A 22,102-nucleotide genomic window follows, 5' to 3' on the forward strand; every position below is an offset into this window, starting at 1 on the left:
TTGCCTGTCGGCAGCCGCTCCGATACGGGCGGCATTGCCGGAATGGTTGGTTCGCTTTTCAGACGGCCTTGTGCCTGACTGCCGCTCTGAGGCCGTCTGAAAAAGAGAAAACGTGCTTCAACCGTGTTGAAGCTTGGTTTTCAGACGGCCTCTTTCGCCCGCTCTGCCAATGCGGCGGGCACTTTGTTGATGCTGCCCGCGCCCATGTTGAGCAAAACGTCGCCGTCGCGCAGCACGGTGTCCAGCAGCATAGCGGGCAATTCGTTCGCGTCGGCGCAGTAGAGCGGCTCGACTTTGCCGTAGGCGCGGACGTTGCGCGCCAGGGCGCGGCTGTCTTCGGGCAACGGGTCTTCCCCTGCGGCGTATACGTCGGTGAGCACCAGCGCGTCGACGGTGTTGAGCACTTTGCTGAAATCGTCGAACAAATCGCGCGTGCGGGTGTAGCGGTGCGGCTGGAAGGCGAGGACGAGGCGGCGTCCGGGATACGCGCCGCGCGCGGCTGCAATGGTGGCGGCCATTTCGGTGGGGTGGTGGCCGTAGTCGTCGATAAGGAGGGCGCTGCCGCCTGCTTTCAAGGGAATGTCGCCGTAGCTTTGGAAGCGGCGGCCGACACCGCCGAAACCGGCCAGCCCCTGCTGCACGGCTTCGATGCCGACGCCGCATTCCAGCGCGATGCCGACGGCGGCCAGCGCGTTGAGGACGTTGTGGCGGCCGGGCAGGTTGAGGGTGACGTCGAAATCCTGCCGCTGGTGGCCTTTCATGCGCACATGGACGGTGAATTTCATCTGTGCGCCGACGCTTTGCACGTTGTCGGCGTAAATATCGGCGGTGTCGTCGAAGCCGTAGGTGGCGTAGGGTTTGCTCACTTTGGGCAGGATGGCGCGGACGTGGGCGCTGTCGGCGCACAGAAAGGCTTTGCCGTAGAAAGGCATGCGGTGGATGAAGTCGATAAAGGCCTGGTGCAGTTTGTCGACGCTGTGGCCGTAGGTGTCCATATGGTCTTCGTCGATATTGGTGACGACGGACATCAGCGGCGTGAGATAGAGGAAGGAGGCGTCGGACTCGTCGGCTTCGGCGACGATGTAGCTGCCTTTGCCCAGCCGCGCGTTGGTGCCTGCGGCGGTGAGTTTGCCGCCGATAACGAAGGTGGGATCGAGGCCGGCGGCGGCGAGCACGGAGGCGGTGAGGCTGGTGGTGGTGGTTTTGCCGTGCGTGCCGGCGATGGCGATACCGTCTTTGAAACGCATCATTTCGGCCAGCATCAGGGCGCGGGGGATAACGGGAATCTGCTGCGCGGTTGCGGCGGCCACCTCGGGATTGTCTTTTTTGACGGCGGTGGAGGCGACGACGACATCGGCGCCCGCGATGTGTTCGGCGGTGTGGCCGGGATAGACGCGCACGCCCAAATCGGACAGGTGGCGGGTCACGGCGCTTTGCGCCTGGTCGGAGCCGGAGACGGTGTAGCCCTGGTTGTGCAGCACTTCGGCGATGCCGCACATGCCCGAGCCGCCGATGCCGACGAAATGGATGTGTCTGACTCTGTTTTTCATGATGGTGTTCCGTATGCTTTTCAGACGGCCTCCTCAGGGCGGACAGGCCGTTTGCGACGGGGCAAAAGCGCAAACGGGTGCGGGATTTCCGAAAAGCGTAAAAGGGGCGGATTGTAAAGTTTTTGCCGCACCTGCGCCATGCGCGGCGAAGTAAAAACAGGTTTTTCCGCCGTTTCAGACGGCCTCGATGTCCCGCCTGCGCGAAGGTCTGTCAGGCCGTCTGAAAGCGGGGCTGCGGCATGGCAAAACCTAAAACGGATGTTTACGCGTTTGCCGCCGCCACGGCCGCTTCGGCCACTTTGTCGGCGCTGTCGGGATTGGCGAGGCGGCGGGCGTTTTGTGCCCGATGCAGGCATTGTTCGCGCGTGAGGCCGCCGAGGATGTCGGCGAGTTTGGCGGCGGTGAGTTCGGGTTGCGGCAGCAGCAGCGCCGCGTCGGCCTGCACCATAAAGCGGGCGTTGGCGGTTTGGTGGTCGTCCACCGCGTGCGGATAGGGCACGAGCAGAGCGCCGACGCCTGCGGCGGTCAGCTCGGCGATGGTGAGCGCGCCGGCGCGGCAGATAACGAGGTCGGCATCGCGGTAGGCGGACACCATATCGTCGATAAATTCGCTGCATTCGGCTTCGACGCCCGCGTTGCGATAGGCCGTCTGAAGCGCCTGCAATTTGCCGCGTCCCGACTGGTGGCGCACCTGCGGACGCTGTTCGGGCGGCAGGGCGGCAAGGGCGGCGGGCACGGTTTCGTTCAGCACCTGCGCGCCGAGGCTGCCGCCGACAATGAGGATTTTCAGACGGCCTTCCCTGCCCGCAAAGCGCGCTTCGGGCGCAGGCAGGGCGGCGATGTCGGCGCGCACTGGGTTGCCGACGAGGCCGCCCGCTTTGTCGAAGGCGTCGGGAAAGGCGTACAGCACACGGTCGGCTGCTTTCGCCAACAGGCGGTTGGACAGACCTGCCACGGCGTTCTGCTCGTGGATAACGACGGGCACGCCGCAGAGTTTGGCCGCCGCGCCGCCCGGGAAGGTGACGAAGCCGCCGAAGCCGATTACGCAGGCGATATTGTATTTTTTAATCACGGCGCGGGCGGCGCGCACGGTTTGCAGCAGAGTGAAGGGCAGCAGCAGCTTGCGTTTGAGGCCGTTGCCGCGCACGCCTTTAATCGCCAGCGTTTCCAGCGGGATGCCGTGCTGCGGCACGAGCCGCTCTTCCATCGAGTCGCGGCTGCCGAGCCAGACGACTTGGTGGCCGCGCTCCCGCAACGACTGCGCCACGGCCAGCGCGGGGAAAATGTGGCCGCCCGTGCCGCCGGCCATCAGGAGAAATGTTTTCGCACCCATGTTTTATCCTTCCACTTTGTAACCGCGCATTTTCAGGCGGTTTTCGTAATCCGCGCGCAGCAGCAGACCCATGCTCACCAGCATGACGACCACCGCCGAGCCGCCGTAGGACACCAGCGGCAGGGTCAGCCCCTTGGTCGGCAGCAGGCCGATGTTGACGCCGATGTGGAAAAAGCTCTGCACGCCTATCCACAGGGCGATGCCGTAGGAGACGAAGGAGCTGAAAAACAGCCCGAGATCGCGCGCCTGTTTGCCGATGGAAAACGCCCGCCACACCAGCCAGCAGTAGCAGAACACCAAAAGGCACATACCGAAAAAGCCCCATTCTTCGCTGATAACGGCGAAGATGAAGTCGGTGTGCGCCTCCGATTCGGTGAGGAAAAAGCGTTTGTCCAAACTCGCACCCGGCCCCGTGCCGAACCACTGGCCGCGCGCGTTGGCAATCAGCGAATGGGTAAGCTGGTAGCCCTTGCCCAGCGGGTCGCGGAAGGGGTCGAGGAAGGAGGTGACGCGCTCCATGCGGTAGGGCGCGAGCAGAATCGCCATCACCAGCCCCAAAAAGCCGAAGGACACGGCGGTGAAAAACCATTTTTTCGGCAAATCGGCGAGAAACAGCATGCCCAGCGCAATCAGCGCGGCCACCACCGTCGCGCCCAAATCGGGTTCGAGCAGAATCAGGCCGAGGCCGCCGCCGATAACGACGGCGGGGAAAATCAGGCTTTTGAGTTCTTTGAGCACTTCGGCGCGGCGGTTGAAAAAGGCGGCCAGATAGAAAATCAGCACCAGCTTGTAGCTTTCGCTCGGCTGGTAGCTGAAAAAGCCGAGGCTGATCCAGCGCTTGGCGCCGTTGATGTTGCGGCCGACGAATAAAATCAGCAGCAGAACCAGCGTATTGGCCAGCAGCAGGTGCAGCGAATAGCGGCGCCAGAACGACATTTTCACGGTGCAGGCCAAAAGCGCGGCAAAGGTGCCGCCGCCGACAAACACGGCCTGTTTGCGCACCACCTGCCACTGGTCGCCGTCGTAGCCCGCCCAGGCGATGGAGGCGGAATAGACCATCAGCAGGCCGAAGGAGACCAGGAGCACCAGCATCCACAGCAGCGACTGGTCGAATTTGTCGCCGTTTTTCAAGATTTTGCGGTCGAGCAGTTTGGATTCGTTAATCATGTTTCCGATACTTCATACTTCAAAATTTTTCTTTCAGACGGCCTTTCGGCAGTATTAAGGCCGTCTGAAAAGGCGGGACCATGTTTTCAGACGGCCTGTCATACTGCACCCGACGGCCGCCCCGCGCCGAGACGCCGAGCGGCTTCTACAAGCCCTGAAACGCTTCGACAAACACTTCGGAGCGGTGGGCGTAGTTTTTAAACATATCCATGCTGGCGCAGGCGGGGCTGAGCAGCACAATGTCGCCGCTTTGCGCCCTGGCATAGGCCGTCTGAACCGCCTCTTGCAGCGTGGCGCAGTCGATCAGTTCCACATCCGCGCCCGCCAAATCGCGGCGTATTTGCGGCGCGTCGCGGCCGATGAGCAGCACGGCTTTGGCCTTGCCGCGCAACACGTCGGCAAGCGGCGTAAAGTCCTGCCCTTTGCCCAAGCCGCCGAGTATCACAAACAGCGGGTTTTGCAAACCGTTAACCGCGGCGGCGGTGGCGCCGACGTTCGTGCCTTTGGAGTCGTCGATAAACGTGATGCCGTTTTTCTCGCCGATTTTTTCCACGCGGTGCGCCAGCCCTTTAAAGGTTTTGACGTGCGGCAGCAGCGTGTCGCGCGGGATGCCGACGGCTTCGCACAAGGCCAGCGCGGCCATTACGTTGGCGGCGTTGTGCAAACCCTGCAAAGGAATGTCGGCAATGTCGATGAGGCCGTCTGAAGCCGCTTTCAGACGGCCTGTGTCGCGGTCAAACCAATAATCGGCCTGATTTTCCAGCGAAAACCATTTCACATCGCGGCCGGCGCGTTTCATGGCGCGGCAGAGCGCGTCGTCGGCGTTGAGCACCTGCACGCCTTCGCCGCGAAAGATTTTGTCTTTGGTGTGCGCGTAGTCGAGCAGGTCGTCGTAGCGGTCGAGATGGTCTTCGGAAATATTGAGCACGGCGGCGGCGGCGGGGCGCAGGCTTTCGGTGTTTTCAAGCTGGAAGCTCGACAGTTCGAGCACCCACACATCGGCCTTTTTGCCGCCGCGCTGCATTTCGGCTTCCAAAACCGGCGTGCCGATATTGCCCGCGATTACGGTATCCAAGCCGCTTTGTCGGCACAAATGGCCGACCAGACTCGTTACCGTGGTTTTGCCGTTGCTGCCCGTGATGGCGATAACCTTGTCGCCGCGCGCGTTGAGAATGTGTGCGAGGATTTCCACGTCGCCCAACACGCGCCCGCCGTTTTGCTTGAACGCGGCGATGTCGTCCTGCCGCTCGCTGATGCCGGGGCTGAGGGCGAGGATGTCGAAACCGTGTGCCAGCGCGTCTTTCAGACGGCCTCCGTAGCACTCAATGCCTGCGAAACGGGTTTGTAATTCGGAGGCGCGCTCGGCCGACAGTTTTTCATCGTAAGCCGCCACGCTTGCGCCCTGCGCGTGCAGATACGCCAACATAGAAAGGCCGCTGCCGCCCATGCCGGCGACGAGGATTTTTTGGTTTTTCCAGTTCATTTTGCAATCTCTTTCAGGGGTTTCAGACGGCATCAGTCAAACGTTAAAGGACGTCTGAACGATTAGGCTTGCGCCGCCCATTGTGCGGCCAGCGTACCGAAGGCTTGGGCGTAATTCGGGTCGTAGCGGCGGCGCGCTTGGATGTAGTTTTCCAGCCGCCGGTAGTCGGCAGTGAGGGCGCGGCGGCGGATAAGGCGGTAGGCTTCGGGTTCGAGCAAGCCGTTTAACACGGCTTCGGCGGCGGCGTTGCGCGATTCGATAACGGTGCGGATATGGCCGCTGTTTTCGAGATATTGGCGCAACAGGGCTTGCGCGGCTTCGGTGTCGGCGGCGGTGTAGCTTTGGCTGCCGTCTGATCGGCGCGTGGCGGAGATGTTTTGGGCTTGGCCGTGGTGCGCGAAAAAGGCGGCGATGTCGGCATACAGGGCGAAATCGTGCTGCGGGTCGGCGGCGGCCGCGTCGAGCCAGCGGCGGGCGGCGTAGAGGTGCGGGTCGGCGTTTTCGGTTTCGATAAAGCGCAGGGTGAAGTTGTCGAAGGTCTGCCGCGAGGAGTGGCGGGTGTTTTGGTAACCGGTGTAGGCAACGATGGCGGCGATGCCGACGGAAATCACGGCGGTGAGGTCGGCGAGGGCGAGGGTTTCGGTAAGCTGCATGGTGTTTCAGACGGCCTTCGGGGTTTCAGACGGCCTCTGAGGCCGTCTGAAAAGACAAATCAGCGGATTTTCAGCGTGCTCAGGCCGACAAGCACCAAGACGATGGTGATGATCCAGAAGCGGACGACGACTTGGGTTTCTTTCCAGCCTTTTTGTTCGTAGTGGTGGTGGATGGGCGCCATCAGGAAGATGCGTTTTTTGGTGCGCTTGTACCAGCCGACCTGCAACATCACGGACACGGCTTCGACAACGAACAGGCCGCCCATGATGAAGAGGACGATTTCCTGGCGCACAATCACGGCCACCGTGCCCAGCGCCGCGCCGAGCGCCAGCGCGCCCACGTCGCCCATAAACACCTGCGCGGGATAGGCGTTGAACCACAAAAAACCGAGGCAGGCGCCGCACATGGCTGCGCAGAACACGGCCACTTCGCCCGCGCCTTTGACAAAGGGCAGTTGCAGGTAGTGGGCGAAATCGTAGTGGCCGGAAACGTAGGCGAAAACGGCGAGGCCGCCCGCCACCAGCACGACGGGAAAGGCAGCGAGGCCGTCGAGGCCGTCGGTCAGGTTCACGGCGTTGGACGTGCCGACGATCACGAGATAGGTGAGGATAACGAAGCCCAGCCCGCCCAGCGGATAGGCAAACTGTTTGAAAAACGGAATAAGCAGCTCGCCCGAGGCGGGCAGCTTGACGACATAAAACAGCGTGATGCCCGCCGCGAGGGCGACGGCCGACTGCCAGGCCATTTTGAATTTGGCCGACACGCCGTTCGGGTCTTTGTAGACGACCTTGCGCCAGTCGTCGTAAAAGCCCAGCGCGCCCGTGGCGAGCAATACGCCCAGCAGTATCCAGACATAGGGGTTTTCCCATCTGCCCCACAGCAGCACGGACACGGTGATGGCGGTGAGGATGAGCGAGCCGCCCATGGTGGGCGTGCCGTTTTTAATCAGATGGGTTTGCGGCCCGTCGGTACGCACGGCCTGGCCGACTTTGAGTTCGGCAAGTTTGCGTATCGTCCAGGGGCCCAGAAGCAGCGAGAAAACCAGCGCGGTGAGCGCGGCCATCACGGCGCGGAAGGTGGTGTATTGAAAAACATTCAGCGCACTGAACCAGCCGCTGAAATGCGAGAGCCAGACAAACATGGGGCTTCCTTTTGTTTATTGCTTGGGTTGTGTGGTTTTGGTATGTGGTTTTTGGGGTGTTTCAGACGGCCTGACGCGGCTTGTTCACGGCGCAAACGATGCCGTCACGCACAGCGGCGGATTGCCCGGCCGCACGCTGCCGCCGATATCGCGGCAGAGGTCTTCGTACAGAAACGCCTGCGCGCGCATACCGGCGTAAAACATACCCAACAGGGCGGCGGTCAACAGCAGGATTCTGCCCGTTTTGGCTTTGTCCATCGTTGTCCTTTCTTTTTCAGACGGCCTATTTGAAATAATCTTCGGGCATCAGGAAATACAGGCACACCATCACCGAAGCAAAGGCCGCCACATCCAGCCACGACATCCACGGCTGCCACGGATAAAGCCAGTGGCGCAGGGTGTTTTCGGCGATAAAGGCCAGCCCGCCCAACAGCCCGATGCGCCGCGCCCAATTACGCCCGCGCCACAGGCCGTAGGCCACCGCGCCCATCGCCAGCGAAAACAGCAGCGGCTCGGCCACGGAAACGGCAAACCAACCCGTGCCGATGGTGCCTTCTATCGTTTTGCCGTCCAGCTCCGTGCGCCCGTGCCACAGATAAATCGCGGTGTTCAGCGGCCACAGCACAGCCGTGGCGGCCACCACGCAGACGATAAACTGCAAAAGCACGGGTCTTTTCATCGTTGTTTCCATTAAGCCGTATGAGCCGCAGCAGCTTTCAGACGGCCTCTTTCTCTTCCAGCGCCCCGACGACTTCTTCCATTTCCATAAAGCGCGAACCTTTCACCAAAACGCTCGCGCCCTCGGGCAGGTTGTATTCCAGCACCTGGATCAGCGGGTCTTTGGCGGCAAACCACAAGCCTGCCGCGCCGAAGGTTTCCGCCGCTTCCACGCTTTCGTCGCCGACAAAATACGCCGCTTCGATGCCCTTGTCGCGGGCGTATGCGCCGACTTCGGCGTGCATCGCGGCGGCTTCGTCTTCGCCCAACTCGCCCATGTCGCCCATCACAAACACGCGCGGCGCGGGCAGCGCGGCCAGTACGTCGATGGCAGCTTTCATGCTGTCGGGGTTGGCGTTGTAAGTGTCGTCAATCAGCGTCGCACCTTTGATGCCGCGTTTGACTTTCAGACGGCCTTTGATGTTGCTGAAATCTTTGAGGCCGTCTGAAACCTCGTCCAGGGTCAAACCGGCGGCCAAAGCGAGCGCGGCGGCAGCGGCGGCGTTATGCACATTGTGGCGGCCGGGTACGGGCAGCGACACGGCGGCGGTTTCATCGCCACACACCAAATCAAATTCGCAGGAAAGCGGGTGCAGCACGATATTTTGCGCGTGCACACCGCCGCCGTCCACGCCGAAAGTCTGCTGCTTGTGTGCGGCAGAGGCCGTCTGAAAAACCGCCGCGTTGGCATCTTCGCAGGGAATCAAGGCCAAACCGTCTGCGCCCAAGCCCTGATAAATCTCTCTTTTGGCGCGGGCGATGTCGGCCGTACCGTCGAAGCCGCAGCCGACATGGGCGCGTAGCGCGTTGTTGACCAGCGCGGCATCGGGCTGGGCGATTTGCGTCAGCACCGCCAGCTCGCCGAAATGGTTCATGCCCATTTCAATTACGGCATAGCGGTGGTTTTCGTTTAATTTCAACAGCGTGAGCGGCAGGCCGATATGATTGTTGAAATTACCCGCCGTCGCCAGCACGGCCGCATCGCCGAAGCGGCGGCGCAACACGGCGGCCAGCATTTCTTTCACGGTCGTCTTGCCGCCCGAGCCGGTGATGCCGAACACAAACGGATTCACGTTTTTGCGCCACGCGTGCGCGAGTGTCTGCAAGGCTGCCAGCGTGTCGCCCACAAGCAGCGCACCGCGCAAACCGGCGCAATCTCCGCGCGACACCACCACCGCCGCCGCGCCTGCGGCCGATACGTCTGCGGCAAAATCATGGCCGTCGAAACGCCCGCCCTCGAGCGCGAAAAACACATCGCCCTCACGGATGTCGCGGCTGTCGGTAACAATGCGCGACACGGCGCGGTTTTCCGACGGCAGCGGCAGATTGAGGGCTTGGCAGATGAAGTTTAGGTCTAGTGGTTTCATGTTTGATTCTAAAATTTTGTTTTGTTTTCAATCAGCAGTGTTTTCAGACGACCTTTTCATGTTTGCCGGACAAAGGTCGTCTGAACCATTTTCAAACGGCTGCACATTGTTGCCGTTTCACAACCTTCTTTTTTCAAACGGGTTTTCAATACACTTCAGTATTTACGCGGATTGTCGCTTTCCGTTAGTTTGACCGTATCCATATTTTTCTCGGAATCCCGTTTCAGGCAATCTCAAAGCTCACATTATTATCCGCAAATGTTCCATCAGATTCTTAGGCGTAGTAAACGTCAGTCCATACATACTGCTTAACGCGGCTGCTTGTGTATTGTCCAAATCGGCTACCAAAATAATAAAATTATCATCAGCCAGATTCAGCCGTTTTTTCAAACGTACATATTTTTCGATGTCTTTTCTAAACTCACCTGATTTGCACTCGATAACCACAGGTTGCTTCCCACTTGGCAGAAACACAACATCCAACTCATGTCGGTCTTCATTGCCAAATTGGATTTTGACGTTGCGGGCGCAAGAAAAAACATAAGACTTTCCTCTGTGCTTTGCCTCTGCCAACATTTTTCCCAATGCAAACCATTCCAGCCATCCTCCATTGAAAAAATGTTTGATCAAAGTAGCACTTTGCAGATTCAAGCGAACAATTTTGTCCTGCTTTTGGTAGAAATACTTGGAAAACAGGGTATGGCTGTAAAATTGGCGGCAAAGATTATTGATAGCCTGCCCGTCTTTTTGGCTCATTTTTCCCAAATCCAAACTGATACCCGTATGGTTGTTCCTGTATGCCCAGCCAATACGGCTCAGAATATCTTTTGTCAGATGATATTTGCTGCCTAAAACATCGGCAGCTTCATCAAAATAACCGCTCATATCCACTGCTGAAAAATCAAACTCGGCAACAATATTATTTTGAGCAAACCAACGTTTCAAAGGCTCATGCTGCTCCGATGTAGCCAAAATATCGGTTGCAGAAAGATTTACACCGACCAGTAGATTGCCCTGATCGGTTTGCTCTTGGTCGGCCTGATTTGCTTCATCAGTTTCGCCTTGCTGCTTCAAAGCCTGTAATTCGCGGTTCACTGAAAAATAACGCTCCAAGAGTTTTTTCACAAAAAACAGCGTATCGTAAACTTTTACAGGCGACTTGCACTGCGGGCAGGAAATATCAGCCATTTGAGGCTGATACGGATGTTCGGCCATATAGCCGCATTTGTTACAGCGGTGAATACCCATCGGTTCTCTTTCCCTATTATTTTGGATTTTACAGTTAATGAATATATCAAATATGTTTTTCAGACGGCCTCAAATGCCCTAGCTGCCGATTTTGCCGTACCGCTGGTAATCGGAAAAAACAAGGACGACGGTTTTGCCGTTTTTGCGGTAGGGGTAGTACAGGGTGTAGTTGCCGCCGTCGGCACGGAAGCGGCTGCCTTCGCGGCCGGCGAAGGCTTGTTGCAGGTAGGCGCGGTCGGCGGGGTCGGTGGTGTAGACGTGGTCGATTTTGCGCACGGTTTTGACGTTGTCCCGCTCTTTGGCGGTGAAACCGTCGGCGGCGGGCTGCATGTCGGCTAGGTTGCGGTAGCTGTCGGCCTCGTCGTAAAAGGCCAGGTAAACGGGTTTGCCGCCGATGGTGTCCGGCGTGATCAGGAAAACGTTGCGAAAGGCGGTGTTTTCCTTTTCCATCAGTTTGAGCGTGTCGGCCGTTTGCAGGATGTAGGGCAGATCGAAGCGGTAGTCGGCCAAAGAAGCCGTGTCGCCGCTTTGCACGATGCGCTCGGCCGATTGCAGCAGAATCCGCTGCTTGCGCTGTTCGGAAAGGTAGTTGCCGCCAAACAGCAGCGCGGCCAGCAGGGGAAACAGAGCCAGCAGCAGCCACGCCGTTTTTTTGCCGCCCGCCACCGCCGTTTCCTGATTGCGCTCGGCAATGCGGGTCAGGTTCAGCATGATGTTGAGCATCAGCGCGCCCGCCATCAGGGCGATGATGCCCAGCACGCTCATGGCGAACATTTCGGTGATGTGTTCGCGAAACACTTTGAGGCCGAACACCTGCGCCAGTATGAAGGCAAACACCCAGTACACCAGCAGCAGCACCGAGACGATGCCGATGATATTGCTGAGTTTGACCAGTTTTTTCATGTTCATTGCTGACTCCTGTTTTCAGACGGCCTCCGCCATAAGAAAGGCCGTCTGAAAAGGGTTTTGCAGCTTTCAGACGGCCTTTTTGCTTTTACTGCCGTTTGCCAGCGCCGCTTGGGCAATTTCAAAGTCGGAAAAATGGTGTTTCACGCCCTGCACGTCTTGGTAGGTTTCGTGGCCTTTGCCGGCAATCAGGATGATGTCGGCACTTGCGGCGTGCTGCACGGCAAATTCGATGGCGGCGCGGCGGTCGGCTTCGACACGCTCGGGCGCGGATACGGCGGGCAGGATGTCGGCGATGATGTCGTTAGGATTTTCCATGCGTGGGTTGTCGCTGGTGACGACGACTTTGTCCGCACCCTGCACCGCCGCCGCGCCCATCAATGGGCGTTTGCCCCGGTCGCGGTTGCCGCCGCAGCCGAACACGCACCACAAGGCCGCGCCCTGCGGTTTGATTTCCTGCAGGGTGGCGAGGGCTTTTTCCAGCGCGTCGGGCGTGTGGGCGTAATCGACCACCACCAGCGGCTTGCCGCTTTCGATGATGCAGTCCATGCGGCCGGTAGCGGGGCGGATTTGCGCGAGCGCGGCCAAGACTTTATCGAGCGGATAACCGTCGGCACACAATACGCCCACGCAGGCGGCGAGGTTTTGCGCGTTGAACCGCCCCAAGAGGCGGGTTTTGACACTGCCTTTGCCCCACGGCGTGTCGAGGGCAACTTCCATGCCGTCTGAAGCGGCGGCAAACCCTGTGATGCGGATGTCGGCTTGTTCGCCGAAACCGTAGCCGTACACGGCCAAATCGGGGCGGTCGGCTTTCAGACGGCCTATCAACTCTGCGCCGTAGGGGTCGTCTGAATTAATCACGGCGTGTTTCAGGCCGCGCCAGTAAAACAGGCGTGATTTGATTGCGCCGTAGGCTTCCATTGTGCCGTGGTAGTCGAGATGGTCGCGCGTGAGGTTGGTAAACACGGCCGTCTGAAAAGCCGTACCGTTGACGCGGGCTTGGTCGAGGCCGTGGCTGGACACTTCCATCGCGGCGGCGGTTGCGCCCTGTTCGCGGAAACGGTGCAGCAGGGTTTGCACTTCCACCGGCGCAGGTGTGGTGTGGGTGGTGTCTTCGAGCGCGCCCCAAAAGCCGTTGCCCACCGTACCGATAATCGCGGTTTTGTCGCCGAGCAAATCTGCCGCCTGCGCGAGCCATTGGGTAATCGAGGTTTTGCCGTTGGTACCGGTTACGCCCCAGACTTTGAGGCCGTCTGAAAGGTTGCCGTACACTTGCGCGGCGAGGATGCCCGCGCGGTGTTTCAAGTCTTTGATGCCCTGATTGGGCACGTTCCACTCGGGATTCCATTGGAACGCGCCGTCGTCGTCCCAAAACACAAACGCCGCGCCATTGGCAATCGCGGCGGAAATGTAGCTGCGGCCGTCTGAATATTCGCCCTGGCAGGCGACGAAAATATCGCCGCGCTTGATTTGGCGGCTGTCCGAATGCAACAAACGCCCTGCTGCGTTTTCACACAGCAGAGGCGGAAAGCCGGTTTCCACCGGCGGGTTCGAATCGCTGAACATGATGGCTGGTTTCCTTATCCGGCAGCGGGCACGGCGGCTTTTACGGGCTTGGTGGGCGTGACGCCGAGGATGTTGAGGCTGCCCGACATGATGCCTTTGAAGACCGGACCGGCGACGATGCCGCCGTAGTAGCCGTTGGCGCGCGGCTCGTCGATGGCAACAGCAACGATAACGCGCGGTTTGTCCGCCGGAGCGAAGCCGATAAACGTGCCGATGTGTTTGTCGCGGGCATAGCCCCTGCCGACGACTTTCTGCGCCGTGCCGGTTTTCGCGCCGACGTCGAAGCCTTCAACCGCACCCGCCGTGCCCGTGCCGCCTTTTTCGGTAACAGCAACCATGATTTTGCGCATGGCTTTGGCGGTGTCGGGTTTGAGGATGCGTTCGCCGTCGGGTGCGCCGTCGAGTTTTTCAATCGAAAGCGGCATCAGGCGGCCGTCGGCGGTCAGCACGGTGTAGGCGCGCGCCAGTTGCAGCAGGCTCATCTGCATTCCGTAGCCGAAGGACATGGTAGCCTGGTCGAATTTGCCCCAGTTTTTCCAGTTGCGCAGCTGCCCTGCGGCTTCGCCGGGGAAGCCGATATCGGGCTTGGTTTTGAAACCGAGGCTGCGGTAGTAGTCGTACATGTCTTCGGCGTCGTACATCAGCGAGATTTTGCTGGTACCGACGTTGGACGATTTCTGCATGATGCCGCGCACGTCGAGCGAGGGATACAGGTGGGTGTCGCGCACGGGATGACCGCTGATGCTGTACGGCTGGGTGTTGAACTGGGAGCGCGGGTTGATTTTTCCGTCGTCCAGCGCTTTGGCGATGGGGAAGGGTTTGAGTACCGAGCCGAATTCGTACATATCGGTCACGGCTCTGTTGCGGCGCTGGTCGCTGTCGGCTTCGCCCGGTTCGTTCGGATCGTAGGACGGGCCGTTGACCATGGCGAGGATTTCGCCCGTGCGGGCATCGAGCACGACGGCGCTGCCCGCTTTGGCCTGGTGGTGTGCCACAGCTTTGGTCAGCTCTTCGTAGGCCAGGGTTTGGATGCGCTGGTCGACCGATAAAACGATGTCGCGGCCATCGTGCGGCGCCCGGCTGCCGCCGTCTTCCATGCTGTCGACGATGTGGCCTTTGTTGTCGCGCAGCACGACTTTGCGGCCGTCGCGGCCGTGCAGTTCTTTTTCGCGCGACAATTCCAAGCCTTCCTGGCCTTTGCCGTCGATATTGGTGAAGCCGATGATCTGCGCGAACAGGCTGCCGCCCGGATAGTGCCGCTGCGGCTCCTGCTGGAAAGCCAGACCTTTGATTTTCAAGGCGGCAATCCGCTTGGCGGTTTCGGGTTTCAACTGGCGTTTGAGAAACACGAAGTCGATTTTTTTGCCCATATCGGCTTTGAGCACTTCGACGCTTTTTTTGTCGAGTTTGGACTGGATGGCGGGATTGAGCACGTCGGCCAGCTCTTGCAGCTTGGCATCGTCGGGCAGCACGGCCAATTCGCCCGGGCGCACGTAGAGCGACTGCGTGCCGGAAGGCGTGCCGTCTTTTTCTTTGTCGTCGCGGAATTTCAGGCCGTCGATGCCGAGCGCTTTCACGGCTGCGACGGTATCGGGTTTCAGACGGCGTGCGATATAGGAAACGGTGCTTTTTCTGTCGAGGCGCTCGCTGATGATGTCGGCGGGCACGTCGATCATCTCGGAAAGGGTTTCGATTTCTTCGGCCGTGAGATTGGCTTCGGAAGGGATGGCATACAGGGATTCGGCGGGCGCGCTCAATGCCAGGCGCGCGCCGTTGCGGTCGCTGATCAGGCCGCGCGCGGCGGGCAGCTTCACGGTGCGCACGAAGCGTTTGTTGCCTTCTTCGGTGAGGAATTCGTGATGCGAAGTCTGCAGATACAGGCCGCGTCCGATCAGCGCAAGAAAACCGGCGCCCAGCGCGCCGAGCATGAAATAAATCCGCCCGTTGCTGGTAACCGGCTTTTTGCTCTTTTCCTGCCCGGGCAGCATCTTCGGCTTGTATTCGTTCTTAATCAACATACTGCTACTGCTTTCTTGTGGGAATTTTCTCTGCGTGTCCGGCACAGGCCGGTTTTTGTTGTTATTCGGTTTCCACCACTCGGGTGTCGGCGGCCTGCGGCGGCGCGAGCCCTGCTTGGGCGGCGGCCTGTCTGACCAGCCGGTGGTTCGACAATTCCGCCTGTTTGAGTTGCAGGCGGGCGAAATCCTTTTCCAGCTCCTGCTGCTGCTTTTCCGCCTCCGCCAGCTCGATATGCTGCTGGCGGGCGCGGTTTTGCTGGGAGACGACGGCAAAGCCCGATCCGAGCGCCAGCACCAGCAATGCGATATTGATATAGTTCATCCGTTTTTGCTTCCGCAAACTCTGTTGGTTTTCAGACGGCCTCACGGCCGCCGAATGCGCCTTCCGTACGCTCCGCCACCCTCAGCACCGCCGAACGGGCGCGCGGATTGGCCGCCACTTCGCCTTCCGACGCCTTCACAGGTTTTCCGACCGTTTTCAGCGGCGGCTGCGGCAGATCCGCATCGCGCACCATCGCCCATTTGGGCAGCGGCTCGTGGGCGGAATACCGTTTGAAAAATTGTTTGACAATGCGGTCCTCCAAGGAATGGAAGGCAATCACCGCCAGCCTGCCGCCGTTTTTCAGACGGCCTGCCGCCTGCGGCAGCACCGCTTCTATTTCTTCAAGCTCACGGTTGATGAAAATCCGAACGGCCTGAAACGTCCGCGTCGCCGGATCTTGGCCGCGCTCGCGAGTACGGACGTTTTGCGCCGCGATACGCGCCAGCTTGCCGGTTGTATCGACAGGATTTTCGCCGCGCTGCGCGACAATGGCGCGCGCAATCGGGCGAGCAAACCGCTCTTCACCATAATTCCTGATTACCTCGCAAATTTCGTTTTCATCGGCAACTGCCAGCCACTGCGCCGCCGACATGCCGCGCGTGGTGTCCATCCGCATATCCAGGGGCGCATCGAAGCGGAAGCTGAATCCGCGCGAACCGTCGTCTATCTGCGGCGACGAAATGCCCAAATCGAACAGCGCACCGTCTATTTTTCCGATACCCAGCGCATCCAAGGCCGTCTGAAAAGAGGAAAAACCGTCGTGCACCACGCTGACGCGGCTGTCCTGCCGCGCCAATTCCTGCGCCACGGCAACCGCCTGCGGGTCCTTGTCGAACACAATCAAGCGGCCGTTTTCGCCGAGCTTGGACAAAATCAGGCGGGAGTGTCCGCCGCGTCCAAAAGTTCCATCAACATAGATGCCATCTGAAACCACGTTCAGCGCATCCACCGCTTCGTTCAACAAAACGGTGACATGGGAAAACGTTTCGCCGCTCACAGCTGAAATCCTATCTGACCCAGCTCGAAATCCAGCTCTTCGGGATCGATATCGAGCGCGGCATCGTCTTTGGCGTGGAACACCTCCCTGTCCCACAGCTCCAAACGGTTGACCCTGCCCGTCAGCGCCACTTCCTTATCAAGCTGCACTTTGCGGCGCAGGTTGGCGGGCAGCAGAATCCGCCCCGCCGCATCCATTTCCATCACTTCGGCATTGTTGAGCAGCAAATCGCGCCACGCCGAAAGTTTGGCGTTGCCCGCCACGTTTACCGACATCAGCCGCTGCGCTTCCTGCTCCCAAACGCTTTCGGGATAAAGCAGCAGCCGCTCGCGGTTTTCCAGCGTGGCAACCAGTGCGGGCGTGTATTTGCGCAGCAGCAAATCACGGAACTTGGCGGGAACCGCCAACCGTCCTTTGCTGTCGATATTTAAATCGTGAATGCCGCCAAACATAAAACGCGCCCGAAAAATTCTTCAACCAGGGAAAATTGACACACTTTGCACCACTTTCCCCCACTCAGGCCGTACTATAAATAAAAACACGGCATACGGTCAAACGGAAAAATTGGGAAAACAAAATAAGGAACAGATACTTAAAGGTAGCCCGAACCAGCCTCCGCACAAGAGCGCAATGCCTTGTCATACCACCCGCACCGCCTTCCCGTATAAAATACACGCACTTAACATTTCGCCGCATACCGACGAAACAGTAACGCCCCGCACTTTTACACCGTCAATCATCGCGATTGCCATTTCATTTTTACACAAGTTAACCATGACCGCCGCAAACCTTCCCGAACCCTCCGCAGAAGCCCTCGAATCTTCCGAACGCCTCAAACAAACCATCCGAGAAGAAATCGCCCTTTCAGACGGCCTCATCCCCTTTTCCCGCTTTATGGAACTCGCCCTCTACGCCCCGCAATACGGCTACTACACAGGCGGTGCGCACAAAATCGGCGCACAGGGCGACTTTGTTACCGCGCCTACACTCACCCCGCTGTTCGGCCAAACCCTAGCCCGCCAAATCGCCGCCCTGCTGCCACAAACCGCCGGCAACGTTTACGAATTCGGCGCAGGCACGGGCGAGTTGGCCGCCACGCTGCTCAACAGCCTTTCAGACGGCCTCAACCGCTATTACATCGTCGAACTCTCGCCCGACTTGGCCGAACGGCAACGCCAGTTCATCGCCGACAACACCACCCCCGAAGCCGCCGCCAAAGTCGTCCACCTCAACGCCTTACCCGATACCGTCGACGGCATCGTTATCGGCAACGAAGTACTCGATGCCATGCCCGTGGAACTCGTGCGCCGCGAACACGGCTGCTTTTGGCAAATCGGCGTCGGCTTGGAAAACGGGCAGTTTGTCCGCCGCACATCGCCGCTTACCCGCCCTGCCCTGCTGCAAGCCGCCGCGCAATATTTCCCTGACGCAGAGCCTTACACCGGTGAGCTGCATCCCGCACAATACGCGTTCGTACGCACGCTGGCCGAACGCCTCACGCGCGGCGGCATCATCTTCATCGACTACGGTTTCGATGCCGCCCAGTATTACCATCCGCAGCGCAACGAAGGCACGCTCATCGGCCACTACCGCCACCACACCGTGCACGACCCGTTTTTTCGCGTCGGCCTCACCGACCTCACCGCCCACGTCAATTTCACCGACACCGCACAAGCCGGCACCGACGGCGGATTGGATTTGATCGGCTACACCACACAGGCCGATTTCCTGCTCAACCTCGGCATTACCGAACTGCTCGAACGGCAAAACCTGCCGCCCGACTCCCCCGCCTACGTTCAGACGGCCTCCGCCCTGCAAAAGCTCCTGATGCCGCACGAAATGGGCGAGCTGTTCAAAGTTATCGCCTTCGGCCGCAATATCGGCGTCGACTGGCAGGGCTTTGCCCGCGGCGACATCTGCCACAAACTGTGAAGCGGTTTTTTAACGATTAAAATCAATCGGAAAAGAAAAAGCCTTGAAAAAGCGGTTGCCCGAGCAGAAAAAAGCCGTATAATCACGGCTTCACTTCACGGCGAATTAGCTCAGTCGGTTAGAGCAGAGGAATCATAATCCTTGTGTCCGGGGTTCGAGTCCCTGATTCGCCACCAAAAAATTCGGGGGTATAGCTCAGTTGGTAGAGCGCTTGCATGGCATGCAAGAGGTCAGCGGTTCGATCCCGCTTACCTCCACCAGACAACACAAAGGCTTGGTTTAAAAACCAAGCCTTTTTTACTGCCTGAGTGCACAGGAAACCGCATCGCCGTCCCCGTTTGGAAACACCGCACACCGCATCCCCTGCCCTGCCAAAGCGTCCAGCCACACGAGAAAAGCACACAGCGTCATTTGACGGACGGAAAAGCCCGCCCCGCCCAAGGCTTCCGCCACCGCCTCTTCCGGATACAGGCACACCGCCCTGCCGTCAGATCCGACCACACGGACACCGCCCGCACCGTCTTCCAACAGCCACACCGCCCCAAAATCCACCACCTTGCGCACAAAATATTCATAACGCGTCCGCGCATCCATCGCCAGCAAATTTGCCGGCTTATTCGGGTGGATAAAAGCCATTTTCCCTCTCCTGTATTGACGCCTGCCAACAGCCATAGAGGCCGTCTGAAAACGTATAACAGCATTTTCAGACGGCCTCAACCCCGCCGCCTGCGGTACAATCGCCGTTTTCCCAACAACTGCAAAGGATCAAGCATGACCACCGCCACCATCCTCCAATCCCTCCCCGTCGGCCAAAAAGTCGGCATCGCCTTTTCCGGCGGGCTGGACACCTCCGCCGCCCTGTTGTGGATGAAACTCAAAGGAGCGCTGCCCTACGCCTACACCGCCAACCTCGGCCAGCCCGACGAATCCGACTACGACGCCATCCCGAAAAAAGCGCTGGAATACGGCGCACAGAACGCCCGCCTGATCGACTGCCGCGCCCAGCTTGCCCACGAGGGCATCGCCGCCATCCAGTGCGGCGCGTTTCACGTGTCCACCGGCGGCATGCCCTATTTCAACACAACCCCGCTCGGCCGCGCTGTAACCGGCACCATGCTGGTTTCCGCCATGAAAGAAGACAACGTCAACATCTGGGGCGACGGCAGCACCTACAAGGGCAACGACATCGAACGCTTCTACCGCTACGGCCTGCTCACCAACCCCGCGCTGAAAATCTACAAACCCTGGCTGGACCAGCAATTTATCGACGAACTCGGCGGCCGCCACGAAATGAGCGAGTTCCTGATTGCCAACGGCTTCAACTACAAAATGTCCGTCGAAAAAGCCTATTCCACCGATTCCAACATGCTCGGCGCGACGCACGAAGCCAAAGATTTGGAGTTCCTTAACAGCAGCGTCAAAATCGTCAAACCCATTATGGGCGTCGCCTTTTGGGACGAAAACATTGAAATCAAAGCCGAAACCGTGTCCGTGCGCTTTGAAGAAGGCGTCCCCGTCTCCCTCAACGGCAAAGAATACGCCGACCCCGTAGAACTTTTCCTCGAAGCCAACCGCATCGGCGGCCGCCACGGCCTGGGCATGAGTGACCAAATCGAAAACCGCATCATCGAAGCCAAATCGCGCGGCATCTACGAAGCCCCCGCCATGGCCTTGTTCCACATCGCCTACGAACGCCTGGTAACCGGCATCCACAACGAAGACACCATCGAGCAATACCGCATCAACGGCCTGCGCTTGGGACGCTTGCTCTACCAAGGCCGCTGGTTTGACAGCCAAGCGCTGATGCTGCGCGAAACCGCCCAACGCTGGGTTGCCCGCGCGATTACAGGCGAAGTAACGCTCGAACTGCGTCGCGGCAACGACTACTCGATTCTCAACACCGAATCGCCCAACCTCACTTACCAGCCCGAACGCCTGAGCATGGAAAAAGTCAAAGACGCCGCCTTCACCCCGCTCGACCGCATCGGCCAGCTCACCATGCGCAACCTCGACATCACCGACACCCGCGCCAAACTCGGCATCTACTCGCAAAGCGGATTGTTGCAACTGGGCGAAGGCTCGGTATTGCCAAAGTTGGATAACAAATAAAACGCCCATAAGGCAGCCTGAAACGGGGAAACGGTTTTAGCTTCGCAGAAGCTCGCAAGCTCGCTTTCAGGCTGCTTTTTCAAATATGAAAGGCCGTCTGAAAACATCGTTTCCACATCCCCCCATACAAACAAACGCACACCAAGGAAAACCCATGAACACCCCCACCCTGCGTCTGAACCGCGTCCGCCTCGAACCCCTCGCCCCGCAACACGAAACCGCCCTGCGCGAAGCCGTGTGCGACGGCAACATCTGGGAGCTTTTAGTCACCACCGCACCCGCATCCGATCAAGTGGCAGCCTATATCCAAACCGCCCTGCAAACACGCACCGCCTTTGCCGTTATCGACGAAGACAGTGGCCGCATCGTCGGCAGCACCTCGCTCTACAACACCGACCCCGCCGTCCCCCGTGCCGACATCGGCTACACCTGGTACGCCCGCTCCGCGCAGCGCACCCGCATCAACACCTGCTGCAAACTCATGCTGCTGGATTACGCCTTCGACACTCTCGGCTGCACCTGTGTCGGCTGGCAGACCGACATCCTCAACACCGCCTCGCAAAGCGCCATCGAACGGCTGGGTGCCAAAAAAGACGGCATCCTGCGCCGCCACAAACTGCGTAAAGACGGCAGTGTGCGCGACACCGTGGTTTACAGCATGCTGCGTGAAGAATGGCCGCAGGCCAAAGCTGCGCTGGAAGCAAAACTGGCGGCGTTTGGCTGACGTACAGATCAAGCAAAGGCCGTCTGAAACCTTTTTCAGACGGCCTCCAAACTGCCAACCGAAAGCCCCGCCATGACCGTCACACTCAAACAAGCTCAACTTCCTGCTTCTACTCTATGCAGCCGTTTCCGCCTGCATCTTTCAGCTTGCCCTCCCCGACCCTCCCGCTACCTGGCCGGCATGGAGCGCCCTCACCGCCTTTTGCGCCCTGCACGGCTTTATCGTGGCGCGTCGGCTGAAACGCGGGCAGGACGCATCACCTGCCGGCATCGGCAACTACCTGACCGGTTTGCTCGTCGGGATCTGGCTGATACAGGGCATGGACATCCTGATCTACGCCGATTACTACACCGCCGACTACCGCATCCCGCGCGACCGGCTTTCCACCATCGAATTTACCGTGCCCCAAGCCCCCGAATGCAGCGGCAGCAACCGCGTCAGATTCTGCTACCTGCCTGCCGCGGAAGACCTGCACCTTTACTGCCAAACGGTTGACAAAGACAGCTGCACCCGTGCCTACCGCCACGCAGGCCAAACCGCCCGCGTCCGCTACTACGGCGGCCGGCTCTACGAAATGAGCGTCGGCAACACCGCCGTATACCGCTACGAAGAACAAACCGCCGTTTTCGAGCGCGAACAGTCGCAACTGCGCCGCCAGCCGCTTATCCTGCTGCTGTTTACCCCGCCGCTGATCTGGTTTGTCCGCCGCTACAAACGGCTTGCGCGCAAACAGGAGCATCAAACCGAAGGCCGTCTGAAACCCTTTTCAGACGGCCTCTTTTCCATCCCCGCTCCCACTGCGGCAACACGCCCCAGGGGCTGTTGACAATTGGTTTGCGAAGCGGATTTTGCGTCAGAAAGCCGCCGC

Annotated in this window: 21 protein-coding genes and 2 tRNA genes; 6 read left to right on the plus strand and 17 right to left on the minus strand. The window is 59.3% G+C overall.

Features of this window, described 5'->3' with window-relative positions; genetic code table 11:
• Positions 1 to 140: 140 nt before the first annotated feature.
• From murC to mraZ, 16 genes are all read right to left on the minus strand, one after another.
• Complete coding sequence (gene murC / locus ACG2K1_RS10140) at positions 141 to 1,550, minus strand: UDP-N-acetylmuramate--L-alanine ligase (RefSeq protein ID WP_094031153.1); 1,410 nt, start codon at positions 1,548 to 1,550, stop codon at positions 141 to 143.
• Between the two features lie 262 nt (positions 1,551 to 1,812).
• Positions 1,813 to 2,883, minus strand: coding sequence for an undecaprenyldiphospho-muramoylpentapeptide beta-N-acetylglucosaminyltransferase (gene murG, locus ACG2K1_RS10145; RefSeq protein WP_395429490.1), 1,071 nt, complete (start codon positions 2,881 to 2,883; stop codon positions 1,813 to 1,815).
• Positions 2,884 to 2,886: 3 nt separating this feature from the next.
• Positions 2,887 to 4,050 (minus strand): putative lipid II flippase FtsW, encoded by a 1,164-nt coding sequence (ftsW, locus tag ACG2K1_RS10150; protein WP_094031154.1) that lies wholly within the window; start codon positions 4,048 to 4,050, stop codon positions 2,887 to 2,889.
• A 145-nt stretch (positions 4,051 to 4,195) separates the two neighbouring features.
• Complete coding sequence (gene murD / locus ACG2K1_RS10155; RefSeq protein ID WP_094031155.1) at positions 4,196 to 5,533, minus strand: UDP-N-acetylmuramoyl-L-alanine--D-glutamate ligase; 1,338 nt, start codon at positions 5,531 to 5,533, stop codon at positions 4,196 to 4,198.
• Positions 5,534 to 5,595: 62 nt separating this feature from the next.
• Positions 5,596 to 6,186, minus strand: coding sequence for a DUF4760 domain-containing protein (locus ACG2K1_RS10160; protein ID WP_009424934.1), 591 nt, complete (start codon positions 6,184 to 6,186; stop codon positions 5,596 to 5,598).
• A gap of 59 nt (positions 6,187 to 6,245) precedes the next feature.
• Entirely contained in the window at positions 6,246 to 7,328 is a 1,083-nt protein-coding gene (mraY, locus tag ACG2K1_RS10165; RefSeq protein WP_395429489.1) for a phospho-N-acetylmuramoyl-pentapeptide-transferase, read from the minus strand.
• 84 nt (positions 7,329 to 7,412) lie between these two features.
• Positions 7,413 to 7,586 carry a hypothetical protein gene (locus ACG2K1_RS10170; RefSeq protein WP_395429488.1) on the minus strand — a complete coding sequence of 58 codons (174 nt, stop codon included), beginning with the start codon at positions 7,584 to 7,586 and terminating at the stop codon, positions 7,413 to 7,415.
• 25 nt (positions 7,587 to 7,611) lie between these two features.
• Positions 7,612 to 8,007, minus strand: a complete 396-nt coding sequence (locus ACG2K1_RS10175; RefSeq protein WP_395429487.1) for a hypothetical protein — start codon at positions 8,005 to 8,007, stop codon at positions 7,612 to 7,614.
• Positions 8,008 to 8,044: 37 nt separating this feature from the next.
• Positions 8,045 to 9,412 (minus strand): UDP-N-acetylmuramoyl-tripeptide--D-alanyl-D-alanine ligase, encoded by a 1,368-nt coding sequence (murF, locus tag ACG2K1_RS10180; protein WP_395429486.1) that lies wholly within the window; start codon positions 9,410 to 9,412, stop codon positions 8,045 to 8,047.
• Between the two features lie 240 nt (positions 9,413 to 9,652).
• The gene (locus ACG2K1_RS10185; protein ID WP_395429485.1) at positions 9,653 to 10,660 is read right to left on the minus strand and encodes a Card1-like endonuclease domain-containing protein; all 1,008 of its coding nucleotides are present in this window, start codon (positions 10,658 to 10,660) and stop codon (positions 9,653 to 9,655) included.
• Positions 10,661 to 10,738: 78 nt separating this feature from the next.
• The gene (locus ACG2K1_RS10190; protein ID WP_395429484.1) at positions 10,739 to 11,569 is read right to left on the minus strand and encodes a peptidase; all 831 of its coding nucleotides are present in this window, start codon (positions 11,567 to 11,569) and stop codon (positions 10,739 to 10,741) included.
• 66 nt (positions 11,570 to 11,635) lie between these two features.
• Complete coding sequence (locus ACG2K1_RS10195) at positions 11,636 to 13,132, minus strand: UDP-N-acetylmuramoyl-L-alanyl-D-glutamate--2,6-diaminopimelate ligase (RefSeq protein WP_094031156.1); 1,497 nt, start codon at positions 13,130 to 13,132, stop codon at positions 11,636 to 11,638.
• Positions 13,133 to 13,146: 14 nt separating this feature from the next.
• On the minus strand, positions 13,147 to 15,150 hold the full coding sequence (locus ACG2K1_RS10200) for a peptidoglycan D,D-transpeptidase FtsI family protein (RefSeq protein ID WP_395429483.1): 2,004 nt from the start codon (positions 15,148 to 15,150) through the stop codon (positions 13,147 to 13,149).
• Between the two features lie 61 nt (positions 15,151 to 15,211).
• On the minus strand, positions 15,212 to 15,472 hold the full coding sequence (gene ftsL, locus ACG2K1_RS10205; RefSeq protein ID WP_009424925.1) for a cell division protein FtsL: 261 nt from the start codon (positions 15,470 to 15,472) through the stop codon (positions 15,212 to 15,214).
• A 31-nt stretch (positions 15,473 to 15,503) separates the two neighbouring features.
• The gene (gene rsmH / locus ACG2K1_RS10210) at positions 15,504 to 16,469 is read right to left on the minus strand and encodes a 16S rRNA (cytosine(1402)-N(4))-methyltransferase RsmH (protein ID WP_395429482.1); all 966 of its coding nucleotides are present in this window, start codon (positions 16,467 to 16,469) and stop codon (positions 15,504 to 15,506) included.
• Complete coding sequence (gene mraZ, locus ACG2K1_RS10215; protein ID WP_009424922.1) at positions 16,466 to 16,921, minus strand: division/cell wall cluster transcriptional repressor MraZ; 456 nt, start codon at positions 16,919 to 16,921, stop codon at positions 16,466 to 16,468. Before mraZ ends, rsmH begins: the two co-directional genes overlap by 4 nt.
• Positions 16,922 to 17,243: 322 nt before the next feature.
• On the opposite strand from mraZ, the gene ACG2K1_RS10220 reads away from it, so the two are divergent.
• From ACG2K1_RS10220 to ACG2K1_RS10230, 3 genes are all read left to right on the plus strand, one after another.
• Positions 17,244 to 18,401 carry a class I SAM-dependent methyltransferase gene (locus ACG2K1_RS10220; protein WP_009424921.1) on the plus strand — a complete coding sequence of 386 codons (1,158 nt, stop codon included), beginning with the start codon at positions 17,244 to 17,246 and terminating at the stop codon, positions 18,399 to 18,401.
• A 99-nt stretch (positions 18,402 to 18,500) separates the two neighbouring features.
• Positions 18,501 to 18,577: transfer RNA gene (locus ACG2K1_RS10225), tRNA-Met, on the plus strand.
• An 8-nt stretch (positions 18,578 to 18,585) separates the two neighbouring features.
• Positions 18,586 to 18,661 (plus strand) — tRNA-Ala (locus tag ACG2K1_RS10230).
• Positions 18,662 to 18,698: 37 nt separating this feature from the next.
• On the opposite strand, the gene ACG2K1_RS10235 is transcribed toward ACG2K1_RS10230, so the two are convergent.
• Entirely contained in the window at positions 18,699 to 19,037 is a 339-nt protein-coding gene (locus ACG2K1_RS10235) for a DUF2750 domain-containing protein (protein WP_395429481.1), read from the minus strand.
• A 135-nt stretch (positions 19,038 to 19,172) separates the two neighbouring features.
• Between ACG2K1_RS10235 and argG the strand changes: the two genes are divergently transcribed.
• From argG to ACG2K1_RS10250, 3 genes are all read left to right on the plus strand, one after another.
• Positions 19,173 to 20,510, plus strand: coding sequence for an argininosuccinate synthase (gene argG / locus ACG2K1_RS10240; protein WP_395429480.1), 1,338 nt, complete (start codon positions 19,173 to 19,175; stop codon positions 20,508 to 20,510).
• 154 nt (positions 20,511 to 20,664) lie between these two features.
• Positions 20,665 to 21,234, plus strand: coding sequence for a GNAT family N-acetyltransferase (locus tag ACG2K1_RS10245; RefSeq protein ID WP_395429479.1), 570 nt, complete (start codon positions 20,665 to 20,667; stop codon positions 21,232 to 21,234).
• A 223-nt stretch (positions 21,235 to 21,457) separates the two neighbouring features.
• Positions 21,458 to 22,060, plus strand: a complete 603-nt coding sequence (locus ACG2K1_RS10250) for a hypothetical protein (RefSeq protein ID WP_395429478.1) — start codon at positions 21,458 to 21,460, stop codon at positions 22,058 to 22,060.
• Positions 22,061 to 22,102: the final 42 nt, after the last annotated feature.

It is taken from the genome of Neisseria sp. 23W00296 (assembly GCF_044772855.1).
GTDB lineage: Bacteria > Pseudomonadota > Gammaproteobacteria > Burkholderiales > Neisseriaceae > Neisseria.

Bases quoted from the DNA above. Each gene is read 5' to 3' on its own strand.
- ACG2K1_RS10185 (WP_395429485.1), bottom strand. From the start codon at position 10,660: ATGGGTATTCACCGCTGTAACAAATGCGGCTATATGGCCGAACATCCG.
- ftsL (WP_009424925.1), bottom strand. From the start codon at position 15,472: ATGAACTATATCAATATCGCATTGCTGGTGCTGGCGCTCGGATCGGGC.
- murC (WP_094031153.1), bottom strand. From the start codon at position 1,550: ATGAAAAACAGAGTCAGACACATCCATTTCGTCGGCATCGGCGGCTCG.
- ACG2K1_RS10235 (WP_395429481.1), bottom strand. From the start codon at position 19,037: ATGGCTTTTATCCACCCGAATAAGCCGGCAAATTTGCTGGCGATGGAT.
- murF (WP_395429486.1), bottom strand. From the start codon at position 9,412: ATGAAACCACTAGACCTAAACTTCATCTGCCAAGCCCTCAATCTGCCG.
- ACG2K1_RS10245 (WP_395429479.1), top strand. From the start codon at position 20,665: ATGAACACCCCCACCCTGCGTCTGAACCGCGTCCGCCTCGAACCCCTC.
- ACG2K1_RS10200 (WP_395429483.1), bottom strand. From the start codon at position 15,150: ATGTTGATTAAGAACGAATACAAGCCGAAGATGCTGCCCGGGCAGGAA.
- ACG2K1_RS10195 (WP_094031156.1), bottom strand. From the start codon at position 13,132: ATGTTCAGCGATTCGAACCCGCCGGTGGAAACCGGCTTTCCGCCTCTG.
- murD (WP_094031155.1), bottom strand. From the start codon at position 5,533: ATGAACTGGAAAAACCAAAAAATCCTCGTCGCCGGCATGGGCGGCAGC.
- argG (WP_395429480.1), top strand. From the start codon at position 19,173: ATGACCACCGCCACCATCCTCCAATCCCTCCCCGTCGGCCAAAAAGTC.
- mraZ (WP_009424922.1), bottom strand. From the start codon at position 16,921: ATGTTTGGCGGCATTCACGATTTAAATATCGACAGCAAAGGACGGTTG.
- ACG2K1_RS10170 (WP_395429488.1), bottom strand. From the start codon at position 7,586: ATGGACAAAGCCAAAACGGGCAGAATCCTGCTGTTGACCGCCGCCCTG.
- ftsW (WP_094031154.1), bottom strand. From the start codon at position 4,050: ATGATTAACGAATCCAAACTGCTCGACCGCAAAATCTTGAAAAACGGC.
- ACG2K1_RS10220 (WP_009424921.1), top strand. From the start codon at position 17,244: ATGACCGCCGCAAACCTTCCCGAACCCTCCGCAGAAGCCCTCGAATCT.
- ACG2K1_RS10190 (WP_395429484.1), bottom strand. From the start codon at position 11,569: ATGAACATGAAAAAACTGGTCAAACTCAGCAATATCATCGGCATCGTC.
- ACG2K1_RS10160 (WP_009424934.1), bottom strand. From the start codon at position 6,186: ATGCAGCTTACCGAAACCCTCGCCCTCGCCGACCTCACCGCCGTGATT.
- mraY (WP_395429489.1), bottom strand. From the start codon at position 7,328: ATGTTTGTCTGGCTCTCGCATTTCAGCGGCTGGTTCAGTGCGCTGAAT.
- murG (WP_395429490.1), bottom strand. From the start codon at position 2,883: ATGGGTGCGAAAACATTTCTCCTGATGGCCGGCGGCACGGGCGGCCAC.
- ACG2K1_RS10175 (WP_395429487.1), bottom strand. From the start codon at position 8,007: ATGAAAAGACCCGTGCTTTTGCAGTTTATCGTCTGCGTGGTGGCCGCC.